The organism is Bacillus sp. JH7 (assembly GCF_001563515.1).
Classification (GTDB): Bacteria; Bacillota; Bacilli; order Bacillales; family Bacillaceae_G; genus Bacillus_A; species Bacillus_A cereus.
The window spans coordinates 1,109,155-1,125,072 of record NZ_LPUS01000001.1; the positions used below are offsets into that span (position 1 = coordinate 1,109,155).

Below are 15,918 nucleotides of genomic sequence, written 5' to 3' on the forward strand. Positions count from 1 at the left end.
CATGTAGTGATTTTATAGATTAATTGGTATTTGGCTGATAGTCATATTTCGTAAAGTAGTACTTTTTTAGATGAAAATAATAGAAAAATAAGGAGATGTTTAGTAATGGATCAATTAGTCGCTTTAGCTACAACAGTGAATCTGCCGCAAAAGGTTTTGAGATGGAAGACAATGGTAGAAGAAGAATGTAATGCACAAGGTGTATCAGAGTTAGTGCCTTATGTTCTTGGAATTATTATGGTGGAGAGTGGTGGGGATTCTGAAACGACTCCCGATATTATGCAGTCAAGTGAATCCCAAGGGAGACCTGCGAATTCAATTAACAATCCGAAGGAATCCATTCACTACGGAGTAATGCATCTAAAAGGAGCGTTTGCAGATGCAAAGAATTACGGCATTACTGATTTAAGTGCTATTGTGCAATCGTATAATTTTGGACGTGCGTACATTCGATGGTTAGCAAATAATAATAAACAGCATTCATTATCTGTGGCGGACTTGTATTCTAAAACCGTCGTTGCACCATCTCTTGGTAATACAAATGGTACAATGGTTCGATATAGTCATCCTATCGCAGTGGCGTACAATGGCGGTTATCGATATAAAAATGGCGGGAATTTTTTCTACGCTGAAATTGTAAAACAATATGTAGATTTTACCGCAGGCGGTGTTCCGCAACCAGAAGGAATTGGGTTCGCAAAATCAATATACTGGGAAGGATATGGTATTAACTATTACGATGGACCACACGGTAACTATCTGGGGGACTTTACGACAGCAGCAGAAGTATTATACTGGGATGCGTACTGGGGAGAAGATAATGATGTTTGGTTAGATTTAGGTAGAAGTCGTTGGGTAAAGGCAGAGCATTATTATTGGAGACCCTTCAAAGCAATATCAAAATTCCCAGAAGGATATGAAGTAAGCTATTGTGATGGAATTGACGGCGCATACAAAGGCAGTATTAACTCAAAAAAACCTCTTACAGTATTCTTCCGTAAAGAAGGCTGGATCGATATTGGTGGGAATAGTTGGGCACCAGAGAAACACTTTGACATTGTAGATATTCGATAAAAAAACAGCTCTGTTAAGAGTTGTTTTTTTATCTTTAAACGGTGTTTTAGGCAAGAAAAGTTAGTTATATAGAATAATAGCTTTCGATATTTTTGACTAATTTCAGTGACATTTAACTTATGGTTACAAGATAGATATTTTAATAGTAGATAACAATAGGGAAATGTTCTGTCTTGTTCATTTTAAGGTTGGAAAACCTACAATATATTTAAAAATAATAAATATAGAAATAGAAAGGAAGATTTATATGGCAACATTTATTTATCCAACAGATACAACGAGAGTAACGAGTGGTTTTAGGGGTGACAGACCAGATCATCATGGGATAGACCTTGCCGAAGCAGGCTATCATCCAATTTATGCAGCAGCAGGAGGGCAAGTTAGTCGTTCGTATTTTTCAACTAGTTACGGTGAGTGTATTATGATTGTCCATAATATTAATGGAGTTACATGGGAAACCGTATATGCTCATATGCGAAGTGGTTCTCGTACAGTTAAACAAGGTGATTATGTTACACAAGGACAAACAATCGGGGTTATGGGAGAAACAGGACAAGCCTATGGTCAGCATTTACATTTTGAAATGCATAAAGGCAGCTGGAATATGAATAAGAGTAATGCTGTGAATCCGTTAGACTACTTGGGAAAAGGTGGCATTGGTGGTACGCCGCAACCAGAGGGGATTGGGTTCGCAAAATCAATATACTGGGAAGGATATGGCATTAACTATTACGATGGACCACACGGTAACTATCTTGGGGACTTTACAACAGCAGCAGAAGTATTATATTGGGATGCGTACTGGGGAGAAGATAATGATGTATGGTTAGATTTAGGTAGAAGCCGTTGGGTAAAAGCAGAGCATTATTATTGGAGACCCTTCAAAGCAATATCAAAATTCCCAGAAGGATATGAAGTAAGCTATTGTGATGGAATTGACGGCGCATACAAAGGCAGTATTAACTCAAAAGAACCACTTACAGTATTCTTCCGTAAAGAAGGCTGGATTGATATTGGTGGGAATCGTTGGACACCAGAGAAACACTTTGACATTGTAGATATTCGATAAAAAAACAGCTCTGCTAAGAGTTGTTTTTTTAGTCTAAAATTTTTATAGGAGAAAGAAGGCGAATGGAAATGAAGAAAATTGCAGATTTATCTCATCACAATGGTTCAATAAATTGGGCGGCAGCTAGTAAAGAGCTTGAACTTGCTATTATACGTGTACAATATGGATCAAGGACAATTGATACACGTTATAAAGAGTATGTACAAGGTTGTAAAGAATATGGTGTCCCATTTGGGCACTATGCTTATGGATGTTATGTAAGTGTTCAGGATGCTATTGTAGAAGCAAATGATTTTATGGCGCGCGCTGATAAAGAAGCAAAATTTTTAGTATTAGATGTAGAAGATGATACCTTAGCAAGTTGTGGAGCGGCTAACTTAGCAAAAGCTTCGCAGGCATTTATTGATACGTGCCGTGCAGCAGGTTGGAAAGTGGGTCTATATGTATCACACCACATGTATACAAGCTATGGACTTAATACTGTGAATGCGGATTTCCTTTGGATTCCACGTTATGGAAATAAACCAGCTTATAGTTGTGATTTATGGCAGTATACAGAAACAGGTAGTCTTGCAGGCGTAACTGGTAATGTAGATTTAAATTATTTAAACAGTAAAAAATCTCTTGAATGGTTTACAGGTAAGGGTGGCGTTGTTGGTGCACCGCAACCAGAAGGGATTGGGTTCGCAAAATCAATATACTGGGAAGGATATGGCATTAACTATTACGATGGACCACACGGTAATTATCTGGGGGACTTTACGACAGCAGCAGAAGTATTATATTGGGATGCGTACTGGGGAGAAGATAATGATGTATGGTTAGATTTAGGTAGAAGCCGTTGGGTAAAAGCAGAGCATTATTATTGGAGAACTTTCAAAGCAATATCAAAATTCCCAGAAGGATATGAAGTAAGCTATTGTGATGGAATTAATGGCGCATACAAAGGCAGTATTAACTCAAAAGAACCACTTACAGTATTCTTCCGTAAAGAAGGCTGGATTGATATTGGTGGGAATCGTTGGGCACCAGAGAAACACTTTGACATTGTAGATATGCGATAAAAACTCCAGTAGTAACTGTTTTTGTATTCTATAAAGTTATGACATAAAAGATAGCTTTAGTAAGAATTATAAGACAGAGAGATAGCGATAAGGACATATTGGTGTTAAAAGATGATAAAAGATTAGAGTCACTCGAATGAGTAATTATTTAGATTAGAAAAGGAGTGAGAATAATAGAAGAGCAGATCTTAAATTCAATGATTCAACAAGGAGCATTCGCAGCTTTATTTGTGTGGATGCTGTTTACTACGCAAAAAAAGAATGAACAGCGTGAAGAACAATATCAAAAAGTTATTGAAAAAAATCAACAGGTCATTGAAGAACAAGCAAAAGCATTTAGTTCGTTGTCGAGAGATTTATCGGATGTTAAACAAAAAATCTTGGGAAACGGGGATGAGAAATAAAAATATAATATTAAATTATTTGTCGCGTATGCAGGTTTCCCAGTAAAAATTCGACTAATATATACTAATGAGAAAAAGCCCTAATACCGCTAAGTATTGGGGCTTTTTCTCATTAATCTATAGTGAATACGGTTATGTTTGATTCTTCAAGAGGAAAGAGTGAATGAATTCCAATATTAATGTAAATGAAATGAAACCTTGAATGATGTTTAGTGATAATACGTTCTTATTCAGGAGTTCGTTTATTCATTTTCTAAATTTAAGGAATACATATAGTTGAGTACCTTGCAATAAACAATACTAAGTGGTATATTATGGATAAGATAGGTACTGTGCATTGAACAGTACTAAGATAGGAAAGGAGGATGGCACTTGAACGTTCAGTTTAAAAAAGGTGTGCTTGAACTTTGTGTATTAGCACTTGTAAAACGTAAAGATAGTTACGGTTATGAACTTGTTCAGCAAATTTCTAATAAATTTTTAATATCGGAAGGGTCAGTATACCCTTTATTACGTCGTTTGACGAAAGAAGGGTATTTTCAAACGTATTTAAAGGAATCTACGGAAGGGCCACCTCGTAAATATTATCAATTAACAGAGCAAGGGGAGACGCAATTTCATTTGTTAGTAACAGAATGGTGTGATTTTGCGAAAGGGGTACAAGAAATTATTGAAGGGGTGGAATGGGATGAGTAAAGAAGGGTTTCTTAAAGAATTATCAAGTTATCTTAGAAAGTTACCAGAGGAAGAGAGGCAAGATATTTTATTGGATTATGAAGAGCACTTTCAGTTTGGACTAGAAGAGGGGAAAACTGAATCAGAAATAATACAAGGCCTTGGTTCTCCGAAAGTAATAGCGAAAGAATTACTTGCGATGTATCGCTTCGATGAAATGAAAAAAAATCCATCGACTTCAAATGTGACAAGAGCTGTTATGGCAGCGATTGGACTTAGTTTGTTTAATTTTATTATTGTGTTAGGACCGTTAGTCGCAATTATTGCTTTTATATTTTCTTTTTGGATCGGTGGTATTGCTAGTGTAGTAACACCATTTTTCGTTATTGGAAAAGTATTTATGGGTACTTTTATATGGTTGGATCTTTTCGTTAGTATAACGTTTGTTGGAGTAGGTTTATTGTTATGTATTATCGCTTTTTATAGTACAAAGTGGTTTAAGAGATTGTGTGTACGATATGTAATATGGAACTTCAAAATGATAAAAGGAGAGTAAATGATGAAAAAACTATTTTTAATCGCTATTGCTTGTATCATTATTGGAGTAATAGGAATTTCCCAAACATATGAAAAAGCAGTACAAACTGCTAAAAAAGGCGATAAAGAAAATGTAATTAAAAACGAAACATTAAAAAATATAGAAGTTAAGTTAGATGCCGGGGATATTATTGTCCAAAAATCTCCTGACTCTTCTTTTTATATCAAGCAATCAGGAGATGTACGTAAACAAGAGATTCGTATCGCAGAAGATGGTGACACATTAAAAGTTATTGGGGAAAGAGAAAAAGGTGCTTCATTTGATTTTTCTTTTTACGATTTTAGGTTTCAAACGTCTAAATTGACTCTCCTTGTGCCCGAACGCTCTTACCAAGATGTAAAAGTAAATTCATCTGCTGGACAAATCGAAATGAGTGATGTGAAAAGTGATAGCGTAAGTGTTAGAACACTTGCTGGAGAAGTAGAGTTGAAACAAATAACGGCTAAGAATGTGGAGGGATCGACAAAAGCTGGTGAGGTGAATTTTAAGAAGGTATTAGGGAAGGTGACCGCAAAAACAACAAGTGGGGAAATAAATATTCAAGATCATGATTCTAAGTATAATCTAGAAGCAAGTTCAACTGCGGGAGATATAGATATTACTTTATCGGAAAAACCACAAGATGCGGTAATTACTGGGCAAAGTGCTGCCGGAGATGTAACAATTTTTAATGAAGAAAATAAAAACGTAACAATTGGAAATGGTAGTAAAAAGATTAGTGGTAAAACGGCTGCTGGAGATGTGACGATTAAAACTCGTTAATAAGAAATAGAATGCATGGAAATCTATCAAAATACAAAAAAGAAGATAATTACCGTATATAAATAAGGTAATTATCTTCTTTTTATTATTTTTTAATGTAAATCACGATATACGCCAATTACTTTCCCGATAACTGACACTTGTTTTAAAATGATAGGTTCTAATGAAGAATTTTCTGGTTGTAAACGGAAATGGTCTTTTTCTTTATAGAAACGTTTAACAGTTGCTTCATTATCTTCTGTTAAAGCGACTACAATTTCACCATTATATGCAGACTGTTGTTGGCGAACAACAACTAAATCTCCATCGAAAATACCAGCTTCAATCATACTATCTCCAGAAATACGTAACATGAACACTTGGTCTGCTCCAGCAACAATACTAGCTGGAAGTGGGAAATGTTCCTCTACGCTTTCGACTGCTGTAATTGGTAAACCAGCAGTAACTTTTCCGACAATTGGAACTTGAATAACAGATTGTGTTTCCGTATCCATTCGGTCTTCACCTAAAATTTCAATGGCACGTGGTTTTGTTGGATCGCGTCGAATGTATCCTTTTTCTTCTAATCGTGATAAATGTCCGTGCACTGTAGAACTAGAAGCGAGGCCGACTGCTTGACCAATTTCACGTACGGAAGGTGGATATCCTTTTTCTTGTACTTTTAGCTTAATAAAGTCGAGAATGTCTTGCTGGCGTTTCGTTAACTTTTCCATGTTTTCTAACACCTCGTTTTCTTTCATTTTTCTTATTAATAAGTATAACATGTGAAAAAACATTCTACAAACATAAGTTCGAACAAATGGCGGATTTATGTTACACTATAGGGAAATAATAGGGAGAAAGAGGGGTTCAAAATGAATGCAATTATTTATGCACGTGTGAGTACAACGAAAGAAGCGCAAGAAACATCATTATTACGTCAAAAAGATGAATTATTGCATTTAGCTGAGCGCTATCAAATGAATGTTACTAAGGTGATTGAAGAGCAGGCTAGTGGATATACAATTGAACGTGACGGTATATTAGAGGTGTTGGATACAATTCGAGACGAACAAATTGATGTGTTACTTATACAAGATGAAACGCGTCTTGGTAGAGGAAATGCGAAGATCGCGTTAATGCATTGTTTACATAAAGAAGGCATAAAAGTATATACGCATACACATAATGGTGAATTACAATTGTCGGATTCTGATTCGATGGTATTAGATATTATTGGTATTGTTGAAGAATATCAAAGAAAGATTCATAATATGAAAATTAAACGAGGTATGCAACGTGCAGTAGAAAAAGGTTATCGTCCAGAAAAAAATTTAAAAAATCGTCATTTAAGTGTAGGAAGAGAGAAAAAAGAAGTGCCAATTGAGGAAATTGTACGTTTGCGAAAAAGTGAACTCACGTTTGAAGAAATTGCAGCAACATTACGTGGATTTGGTCATAATGTTTCAAAGGCGACTGTACATCGTAGATATGTAGAGTATACGAAGCAATTGCTTGATAAAGAAGAGTAACTATTGTATGATAATAATCAGTTTTGATTAGAAGGGGGATTCGAGATGATTAATCACGAACTCGTTGAACGCATTAACTTCTTAGCGAAAAAAGCAAAAGCTGAAGGTTTAACTGAAGAAGAGCAACGTGAGCGTCAATCGCTACGTGAACAATATTTAAAAGGATTTCGTCAAAATATGTTAAACGAACTTAAAGGTATTAAAGTTGTTAACGAAGAAGGTACAGATGTTACACCGACGAAATTAAAAGCTTTAAAAAAGCAAGATAATGCAAAATTAAATTAAAAGATGGGCGAAGCCCATCTTTTTTATTTGTAAAAATCGTTATTTAATAACTTTCCAGTTGTTATTAACTGTTGCTTCTATCGTTTTATGTTCCAATATATAATTAGCGATAAGTTCAGACATATCTGTGGGTATATCTTTTACTACTGGTTTATTTTGAAACATAAAGAAATTCCCCCCGCCACTTGCACGATAATTATTCATTACAACGTCATATTCTTCAATCATATTAAGAGGAGCACTGTTATGCTGTAAAGATTCTACTCTTTCACCAATTGGTTTTGAAATGTTTAATACGTATGAAATCCCTTCCCACATATCATAATTATAATGTTGTGGCTTTGGTTCTATGTAGGTAGGACTTACGGTGATTGATCTATCTGTTTTTAATGTGAAATAAGAAGCAGAGAGTTCAAGAGCATTTTTTATATCTGTTCCAGTTATTTTAATTACTTTTAATGTGTTTGGATAAATATAATTAGAAACGATGTCACGCATTGTTACATGTTCCGGGAAACCTGGAGATGTATTATGGAACAAACTTGTACAAGAAATTGATACATTAGCTATATCCATCTGTATTTTATTTATGAATTCGATAAAAGGATGATCATGCAAACGAGTTTGCATAGCATCTGAAATTTGCATGCCCCCTTGAATGATTCCAATAGGTTGATCAAGCCACTTTTGTGTTTTCTCTTCGTAATCGGCTACCAATGAAAGTACATCTTGGTCCGCCTCAAATCCTTGTACAGATAATAATTCAGAAGAACTCTCTTTTTTCACCCATTTATGTTTCGTTTTTTCGAATGTTACTTTTACTTTTCCAAATGAGTGTCCATTGCATCCGGTCTGTAAAATTGTTACACCGTTAGCCATTGTGTGAGAAATTTCCCGGTGTTGGTGGCCTGTTAATAAGATATCTATGCCTTCAATTTCATGGCACATTGCATATCCTTGGTTTTCTCCTGTTAACACTTCAGTCGGTACCCCGGTTTGTAAATCTCGTTCAACTCCCCCGTGATACGCTACGACTAGTAAATCTGGTTTCTCATGTTCGCGAATATAAGAAACCCATTCTTTTGTAGTCTTTAATGCATCTTCAAATAGTAAATCTTTAATGTGATGGGGTTGTTCCCAATTGGGAATGTAATGCGTTGTCACCCCTAAAATAGCAATTTTTATATTTGATTCAATATGTTTTATTACATATGGTTTCCCGAAATAAGGTTTTTTACTGTTTTTATCTAAAATGTTTGCTGATAGGTACGGGAAGTTCGCAGTAGTCACAGCATTATTTAATATATCCATCCCGTAATTAAATTCATGATTGCCGATAATTGCAGCGTCATACTGTAAGTAATTCGCTAATAAGGACATTGGGTTTTTTTTGTTTTTTTCGTATGTAACATAATGATAAGTAAATGGTGTGCCTTGAATAAAGTCGCCATTATCAATTAAAAGAACGTTTCTATTTTTGGAACGTTCTTTTTTTATAAGAGTAGAAATTTTAGCTAAACCAAGTTCTGCTGGGGAGTTATCTTGGTAGTGAATAGGATAAACAGTGCCATGTATATCGCTTGTTAATAAGATGTTTAAAGTTACAGTTTGATTTTGTTCCAATATGACTCACCTTTTCTATTGTTATCTTCCAATTCATCATATCAAATATGTGAAGAGAATTTTAATGTGAGTGTATAGAATGTGTAAAGATTATGTAAATAATCAATTATTTGTAAAAATATGTGATATATTTCTTCATGTTTATGAAAGGTTATTTTATAACAATGAAAAATGGAGGCATTAATATGTTGAAAAAAGTTTTTGCAATGAGCACAACAGTTGTACTAGCAGCGGGATTATTAAGTGGCTGCGGGACGAAAGAGTCAAGTGCAAGTAAAAATGAAGATACGAAAAAAGGGTATGTACCGAAGACTTTAAATGTTCAATTTGTTCCTTCTCAAAATGCGGATACGTTAGAGGCGAAGGCAAAACCGCTTGAGAAGCTATTAAGTGATAAGTTAAATATTCCAGTAAAAGTTAGTATTTCAACGAACTACAATACAATTGTAGAAGCGATGGCATCTAAACAAGTAGATGTAGGATTTTTACCGCCAACAGCGTACGTATTAGCACATGAAAAGAAGGCTGCAAATGTAATTTTACAAGCACAACGTTTTGGAGTAGATGATGAAACGGGAGCCCCTACAAAGGATTTAGTAGATTTTTATAAATCTGAGTTTGTTGTTAAAAAAGACTCTAATATAAATAGTGTAAAAGATTTAAAAGGTAAAAAGATTGGTTATCAAGATGTAACATCATCAGCAGGGTATGTATGGCCTGCAGCTGTTCTATTAAAAGAGGGAATTGATCCGTTAAAAGATGTGAAACCTGTTACATTAAAAGGTCACGATCAGTCGCTTATTGCTCTTTTAAATGGTGACGTAGATGCGGCTGTTGTATTCCAAGATGCTCGTAATATTGTAAAAAAAGATTATCCGAATATATTTGATCAAACGAAAATAGTGAAATTTACTGAGAAAATTCCGAACGATACAATTTCTGTACGATCTGATTTAGAAGCAGAGTGGAGCAAGAAATTACAAGATGCTTTCATTGAAATTGGAAAGAATGAGGAAGGTCACAAAATCATTAAAGAAGTATATTCACATGAAGGATATGTTAAATCTGATGATAGTAAATTTGATATCGTTCGTGAATATGGGAAGAAAGTAAAAACGCAATAATACATATGGAAATGGCAGCTAGCTGAAAGGGGATGTTTTCAGTTAGTTTGCCGTTTTGAATACATAGAAGGTAGGTAAGATGTGTGATAGAGTTTCGAAATGTCTCCAAAGTGTATCCAAATGGTACAAAAGGATTGAATAATATAAACTTGAAAATTCAAAAAGGTGAGTTTGTTGTAATGGTAGGGCTGTCTGGAGCTGGAAAATCTACACTTCTCAGATCCGTAAATCGTCTTCATGAGATTACCGAAGGAGAAATCATTATTGAAGGTGAGTCTATTACTGCTGCGAAAGGAAAAGAATTAAGGCGTATGCGCCGGGATATCGGTATGATCTTCCAAAGTTTTAATCTTGTAAAGCGATCAACAGTATTAAAAAATGTATTAGCTGGTCGTATTGGATATCATTCCACATTACGTACAACGTTAGGTTTGTTTCCGAAAGAAGATGTGGAGCTCGCATTTCAAGCGTTAAAAAGAGTGAATATTTTAGAAAAAGCATATGCACGTGCTGATGAATTATCAGGAGGACAACAGCAACGTGTATCAATAGCTAGAGCATTGGCACAAGAAGCAAAAATCATATTGGCAGATGAGCCTGTTGCATCGTTAGATCCACTTACGACAAAGCAAGTATTAAATGATTTGAAAAAAATCAATGAAGATTTTGGAATTACAACAATTGTGAATTTGCATTCTATTGATTTAGCTAGGCAATATGCGACACGTATTATTGGATTACATGCAGGAGAAATTGTTTTTGATGGTTCAGTAGAAGAGGCGACAGATGAAAAATTTGCTGAAATTTATGGAGATGTAGCACAGAAAAATGAATTGTTAGAGGTGGCAGTTAAATGAGTGACGTAACGATATATTCGAAATCGATACCGAAGCCGCCGAGTAAGTTAAAACATATGTTAACGTTTATTCTAGTCATTTTACTGTTGTGGGGAAGTAGTATACAGGTCGACGCATCATTTTCAAAGCTAGTAGTTGGTTTTCCTAATATGATGGATTTGTTAAAAGAAATGGTGCCGCCAGATTGGAGTTATTTTCAAGTTATTACAACAGCGATGTTAGATACAATACGTATGGCGATTATTGGGACGACCTTAGGAGCGATTTTAGCTATTCCACTTGCACTGTTTGCAGCAAGTAATGTGTTTACTAACACATTTTTATACAGTCTAGCTCGAATGATTTTAAATTTGATACGAACGATACCAGATTTATTATTAGCGGCAATTTTCGTAGCGATTTTTGGAATTGGGCCACTTCCAGGTATTTTGGCTCTTACTTTTTTTTCAATTGGACTTGTAGCGAAATTGTTGTATGAGTCAATTGAATCAATTGATCCAGGTCCGTTAGAGGCGATGACAGCGGTAGGAGCTAATAAGGTGCAATGGATTGTTTATGGGGTAATTCCGCAAGTGAAAGCACATTTTGTCTCCTATGTTCTTTATACATTTGAGGTGAACGTACGTGCAGCAGCTGTTTTAGGTTTAGTAGGAGCAGGTGGTATTGGACTATATTATGATCGTACACTTGGATTTTTACAATATAAACAAACTGCTTCTATAATTATTTATACCCTTATTGTTGTTTTGTTAATTGACTACATTAGTACATTGTTACGGGAGAAACTATAATGAATAGAACGACGATGATTGTGCCAAAACCGAAGAAACCGAGTATATATCGCTGGATTATTTTAATAGCACTTACAGTTGTATATGTATGGGCCTTTTCAGGAGTACCATTAGAGGGGATAAAGGACACAGCAGGTGAAATCACGAAAGCAATTATGACAGGGATATTGAATCCAGACTGGTCGTATGTATCTTTGCCAGATGGTGAAGATTTATTACATGGATTAATTGATACGTTGGCAATTGCAATATTAGGTACATTTATTTCTGCATTTTTATCTGTTCCGTTTGCCTTTTGGGCGGCAACGAATATGAGTAGTGGAAAATTAACTTCAGGATCTGGGAAATTTGTACTTAGTTTTGTTCGTACGTTTCCTGAATTAGTTATGGCTCTTTTATTTATAAAAGCTGTTGGTCCAGGCTCTTTTGCAGGAGTATTGGCCTTAGGATTACATTCTATTGGAATGTTAGGGAAACTATATTCAGAAGGAATTGAAAACATAGATAAAGGACCGACGGAAGCGTTACTAGCAACAGGAGCAAACCGTTTTCAAATACTTTGGTATGCAGTGTTACCACAAGTGTTACCGGATTTTCTATCGTATACGTTATACAGATTTGAAATTAATGTACGATCCGCTGCGATTTTAGGGGTTATTGGAGCAGGAGGGATTGGTACACCTTTAATTTTTGCGCTGAGTTCACGGAATTGGTCTCGTGTTGGTATTATTTTATTAGGTATCATTTTAATGGTAATTATAATTGATTGGATTTCAAGTTCGATTCGGAAACGGATTGTTTAACTTATTTGAAAAGCATCGAAGTTAGATGCTTTTTGTGTTTTTAAAAACGTATTAAAAAAAGTAAGTATAGAAGAAGTTTGTATAAATATGCAGATAATTCCCTTTCTTTTCAAAATAAAAATAATGAAAAAGTATGTCATATTGAATGCCCATACATTCACGGAAACATTGATTTTTTTATAAAAAATCAAAAAAATATCAACATATTTGTCGATACATGTTGTATAATCTTGCGTGGGAAGCTATCATATAAATGTATAAAACGTTTACTAATATAAGCGAAGGGAAGAATAGCATGTCACATTCAATCGAACAACTTTCTATCAACACGATTCGCACATTATCCATCGATGCGATTGAAAAAGCAAACTCTGGTCACCCAGGAATGCCAATGGGTGCAGCACCAATGGCTTATACATTATGGACTCAATTTATGAAACACAATCCAAATAACCCAACGTGGTTTAACCGTGATCGTTTCGTATTATCTGCAGGTCATGGTTCAATGTTATTATACAGCCTACTTCACCTATCTGGTTATGATGTAACAATGGATGACTTAAAGAACTTCCGTCAATGGGGAAGCAAAACTCCAGGACATCCTGAGTACGGTCATACAGCTGGTGTAGATGCAACGACTGGTCCACTTGGACAAGGTATTGCAACTGCTGTAGGTATGGCAATGGCTGAAAGACATTTAGCTGCTAAATATAACCGTGATGCGTATAGTGTAGTAGATCATTATACATACGCTATTTGTGGTGATGGAGATTTAATGGAGGGCGTTTCTGCTGAAGCATCTTCATTAGCTGCTCATTTACAATTAGGTCGTCTTGTTGTGCTTTATGATTCAAACGATATTTCATTAGATGGCGATTTAAATCGTTCATTCTCTGAAAGTGTAGAAGATCGTTACAAAGCATACGGATGGCAAGTAATCCGTGTTGAGGATGGAAACGATATTGAAGCAATCGCGAAAGCAATTGAAGAAGCGAAAGCTGACGAAAAACGCCCAACGCTAATTGAAGTAAGAACGACAATTGGTTTCGGTTCTCCAAACAAATCAGGAAAATCAGCTTCACATGGTTCTCCACTTGGTGTAGAAGAAACGAAATTAACGAAAGAAGCATATGCTTGGACTGCTGAGCAAGACTTCCACGTAGCAGAAGAAGTATATGACAACTTCCGTAAAACAGTACAAGATGTTGGTGAAACTGCGCAAGCTGAGTGGAACACGATGCTAGGTGAATATGCACAAGCATACCCAGAATTAGCAAACGAATTCCAAGCAGCAATGAACGGTCAACTTCCAGAAGGTTGGGAGCAAAACCTACCAACTTATGAATTAGGATCAAAAGCAGCAACTCGTAATTCTTCTGGTGCTGTAATTAATGCAATTGCAGAGTCTGTACCATCATTCTTCGGTGGATCTGCTGACCTTGCTGGTTCTAACAAAACATACATGAATAACGAAAAAGACTTTACAAGAGATGATTACAGCGGTAAAAACATTTGGTACGGTGTACGTGAGTTCGCAATGGGTGCAGCAATGAACGGTATTGCACTACATGGTGGTTTAAAAACTTATGGTGGTACGTTCTTCGTATTCTCTGATTACTTACGTCCAGCAATTCGCCTTGCAGCATTAATGCAATTGCCAGTAACGTATGTATTCACACATGACAGTATCGCTGTTGGTGAAGATGGTCCAACACATGAACCAATCGAGCAATTAGCAGCGCTTCGTGCAATGCCAAACGTTTCTGTTATCCGTCCTGCTGATGGTAACGAATCTGTTGCAGCTTGGAGACTTGCTTTAGAATCTACAAACAAACCAACTGCTTTAGTATTAACTCGTCAAGACCTTCCAACATTAGAAGGTGCAAAAGATGATACGTATGAAAAAGTAGCAAAAGGTGCATATGTAGTTTCTGCAAGCAAGAAAGAAACGGCTGATGTAATCTTACTTGCAACTGGATCTGAAGTAAGCCTAGCTGTTGAAGCTCAAAAAGCATTAGCAGTAGACGGCGTTGACGCAGCTGTTGTCAGCATGCCATCTATGGATCGCTTCGAAGCTCAAACTGCAGAGTACAAAGAATCTGTATTACCAAAAGCAGTAACAAAACGTTTCGCAATCGAAATGGGTGCTACATTCGGATGGCACCGTTACGTAGGTCTTGAAGGAGATGTGTTAGGTATCGATACGTTCGGTGCTTCTGCTCCTGGTGAGAAGATTATGGAAGAGTATGGATTTACTGTAGAGAACGTTGTTCGTAAAGTAAAAGAAATGCTTTAATGATTTCAGAAAAATCTCTCCGGCATGGAGAGGTTTTTCTATGTAAATGAGTTTTTTCGACAGAAAAAGTTTTTTATCTCTCCGCAGTCAGACAATCATTGCAAATTTTCTTATATATAATGAAGAGAAAAGGTTGTCCAGATTGGGAGTGGAAAAATGAAAACGTATGAATTGTATTTAATTCAAGAGGATATTGCGAAAGCTTATTTTGGTCGTGAATATTTGTTTTTTGATTTATTTGCTCGATTTTCAGAATCTGGGTCCCTTTCGGAGAAAAAAGTGTTATATAAGCAAATGATGTATATAACGATGCCATTGCAAGTAATGAAAATTCATCATAAATTAGAACAAGCTTTGCGCGTTCTTGGTAAATATGATAGAACACATCATACACATACACTTTATACGGGAGCGGAGTACGGCGAAATAATGGTGAAACCGCACTATATTCGTATGAATACCTCTGGAAATGTCTCTATGGAAACAACATTCTTTGAGGTGTTAAGAAAGTGTGAATTAACATTTTTAGCTATGGATTATGAAAATACAAAGTACGGATGGCTGAATCCTCTAAAACAAGTACGAACATATGTGTAAAAAATGTCGAATTGTATCTTGTCTTATTGAAAAGGTTTTAGTACACTGTAAGGTAGACAACATGAAGGAGGAAAATATATGCCAATTTGGTTAGGTATTCTAGTGGGCGTAGTAGCACTAGTAGCAGGCGTGGCGTTAGGATTTTTCATTGCCCGCAAATATATGATGAATTACTTACAAAAAAATCCACCAATTAACGAACAAATGTTAAAAATGATGATGATGCAAATGGGACAAAAACCTTCCCAAAAGAAAATCAATCAAATGATGAGCGCAATGAACAAGCAACAAATGAAATAAGCGCTAAAAGACACTCGCTAAGAGTGTCTTTCTTTTTGTTAGTTATAGTTTTTAAAACTTTTAAAAATTCTGTATTTTTGGTAAA

At 35.7% G+C, this 15,918-nt stretch carries 18 protein-coding genes; 16 read left to right on the top strand and 2 right to left on the bottom strand.

Going from position 1 to position 15,918, the window contains the following annotated elements; genetic code table 11:
• The first annotated feature begins 105 nt into the window (after positions 1-105).
• The 7 genes from AU379_RS05850 (at position 106) to AU379_RS05880 (ending at position 5,646) form a co-directional block, all read left to right on the top strand.
• Positions 106-1,074, top strand: coding sequence for a lysozyme family protein (locus AU379_RS05850; RefSeq protein ID WP_030027273.1), 969 nt, complete (start codon positions 106-108; stop codon positions 1,072-1,074).
• A gap of 247 nt (positions 1,075-1,321) precedes the next feature.
• A complete protein-coding gene (locus tag AU379_RS05855; protein WP_030027267.1) occupies positions 1,322-2,143 on the top strand; it encodes a M23 family metallopeptidase in 822 nt (273 codons plus the stop codon).
• A gap of 68 nt (positions 2,144-2,211) precedes the next feature.
• Positions 2,212-3,207 (top strand): GH25 family lysozyme, encoded by a 996-nt coding sequence (locus AU379_RS05860; protein WP_030027266.1) that lies wholly within the window; start codon positions 2,212-2,214, stop codon positions 3,205-3,207.
• Positions 3,208-3,380: 173 nt separating this feature from the next.
• Complete coding sequence (locus AU379_RS05865) at positions 3,381-3,611, top strand: BhlA/UviB family holin-like peptide (protein ID WP_030027264.1); 231 nt, start codon at positions 3,381-3,383, stop codon at positions 3,609-3,611.
• Between the two features lie 372 nt (positions 3,612-3,983).
• On the top strand, positions 3,984-4,307 hold the full coding sequence (locus AU379_RS05870) for a PadR family transcriptional regulator (RefSeq protein ID WP_001102627.1): 324 nt from the start codon (positions 3,984-3,986) through the stop codon (positions 4,305-4,307).
• The gene (locus tag AU379_RS05875; protein ID WP_000031383.1) at positions 4,300-4,842 is read left to right on the top strand and encodes a DUF1700 domain-containing protein; all 543 of its coding nucleotides are present in this window, start codon (positions 4,300-4,302) and stop codon (positions 4,840-4,842) included. Before AU379_RS05870 ends, AU379_RS05875 begins: the two co-directional genes overlap by 8 nt.
• The gene (locus AU379_RS05880; RefSeq protein WP_000976240.1) at positions 4,843-5,646 is read left to right on the top strand and encodes a DUF4097 family beta strand repeat-containing protein; all 804 of its coding nucleotides are present in this window, start codon (positions 4,843-4,845) and stop codon (positions 5,644-5,646) included.
• A gap of 92 nt (positions 5,647-5,738) precedes the next feature.
• On the opposite strand, the gene lexA is transcribed toward AU379_RS05880, so the two are convergent.
• The gene (lexA, locus tag AU379_RS05885; RefSeq protein WP_000413738.1) at positions 5,739-6,359 is read right to left on the bottom strand and encodes a transcriptional repressor LexA; all 621 of its coding nucleotides are present in this window, start codon (positions 6,357-6,359) and stop codon (positions 5,739-5,741) included.
• A gap of 141 nt (positions 6,360-6,500) precedes the next feature.
• Between lexA and AU379_RS05890 the strand changes: the two genes are divergently transcribed.
• Positions 6,501-7,157 (top strand): recombinase family protein, encoded by a 657-nt coding sequence (locus tag AU379_RS05890; RefSeq protein WP_000991472.1) that lies wholly within the window; start codon positions 6,501-6,503, stop codon positions 7,155-7,157.
• 45 nt (positions 7,158-7,202) lie between these two features.
• On the top strand, positions 7,203-7,442 hold the full coding sequence (locus AU379_RS05895; protein WP_000607015.1) for a DUF896 domain-containing protein: 240 nt from the start codon (positions 7,203-7,205) through the stop codon (positions 7,440-7,442).
• Between the two features lie 39 nt (positions 7,443-7,481).
• On the opposite strand, the gene AU379_RS05900 is transcribed toward AU379_RS05895, so the two are convergent.
• The gene (locus AU379_RS05900) at positions 7,482-9,065 is read right to left on the bottom strand and encodes a bifunctional metallophosphatase/5'-nucleotidase (protein WP_061139003.1); all 1,584 of its coding nucleotides are present in this window, start codon (positions 9,063-9,065) and stop codon (positions 7,482-7,484) included.
• A gap of 185 nt (positions 9,066-9,250) precedes the next feature.
• On the opposite strand from AU379_RS05900, the gene AU379_RS05905 reads away from it, so the two are divergent.
• The 7 genes from AU379_RS05905 to AU379_RS05935 all read left to right on the top strand — a co-directional run bounded on the left by AU379_RS05905 (position 9,251) and on the right by AU379_RS05935 (position 15,833).
• Complete coding sequence (locus AU379_RS05905) at positions 9,251-10,189, top strand: phosphate/phosphite/phosphonate ABC transporter substrate-binding protein (RefSeq protein WP_000915051.1); 939 nt, start codon at positions 9,251-9,253, stop codon at positions 10,187-10,189.
• 83 nt (positions 10,190-10,272) lie between these two features.
• On the top strand, positions 10,273-11,046 hold the full coding sequence (phnC, locus tag AU379_RS05910; protein ID WP_000569246.1) for a phosphonate ABC transporter ATP-binding protein: 774 nt from the start codon (positions 10,273-10,275) through the stop codon (positions 11,044-11,046).
• Positions 11,043-11,837 (top strand): phosphonate ABC transporter, permease protein PhnE, encoded by a 795-nt coding sequence (gene phnE / locus AU379_RS05915; protein WP_001286373.1) that lies wholly within the window; start codon positions 11,043-11,045, stop codon positions 11,835-11,837. The genes phnC and phnE (AU379_RS05915) overlap by 4 nt, the downstream gene beginning before the upstream one ends.
• Positions 11,837-12,640, top strand: coding sequence for a phosphonate ABC transporter, permease protein PhnE (gene phnE, locus AU379_RS05920; protein ID WP_001082389.1), 804 nt, complete (start codon positions 11,837-11,839; stop codon positions 12,638-12,640). Before phnE (AU379_RS05915) ends, phnE (AU379_RS05920) begins: the two co-directional genes overlap by 1 nt.
• Before the next feature lie 295 nt (positions 12,641-12,935).
• A complete protein-coding gene (gene tkt / locus AU379_RS05925; protein ID WP_000019782.1) occupies positions 12,936-14,936 on the top strand; it encodes a transketolase in 2,001 nt (666 codons plus the stop codon).
• A 156-nt stretch (positions 14,937-15,092) separates the two neighbouring features.
• Positions 15,093-15,533, top strand: a complete 441-nt coding sequence (gene sirA, locus AU379_RS05930) for a sporulation inhibitor of replication protein SirA (protein ID WP_000860645.1) — start codon at positions 15,093-15,095, stop codon at positions 15,531-15,533.
• A 78-nt stretch (positions 15,534-15,611) separates the two neighbouring features.
• Complete coding sequence (locus AU379_RS05935; RefSeq protein ID WP_001123317.1) at positions 15,612-15,833, top strand: YneF family protein; 222 nt, start codon at positions 15,612-15,614, stop codon at positions 15,831-15,833.
• Positions 15,834-15,918: the final 85 nt, after the last annotated feature.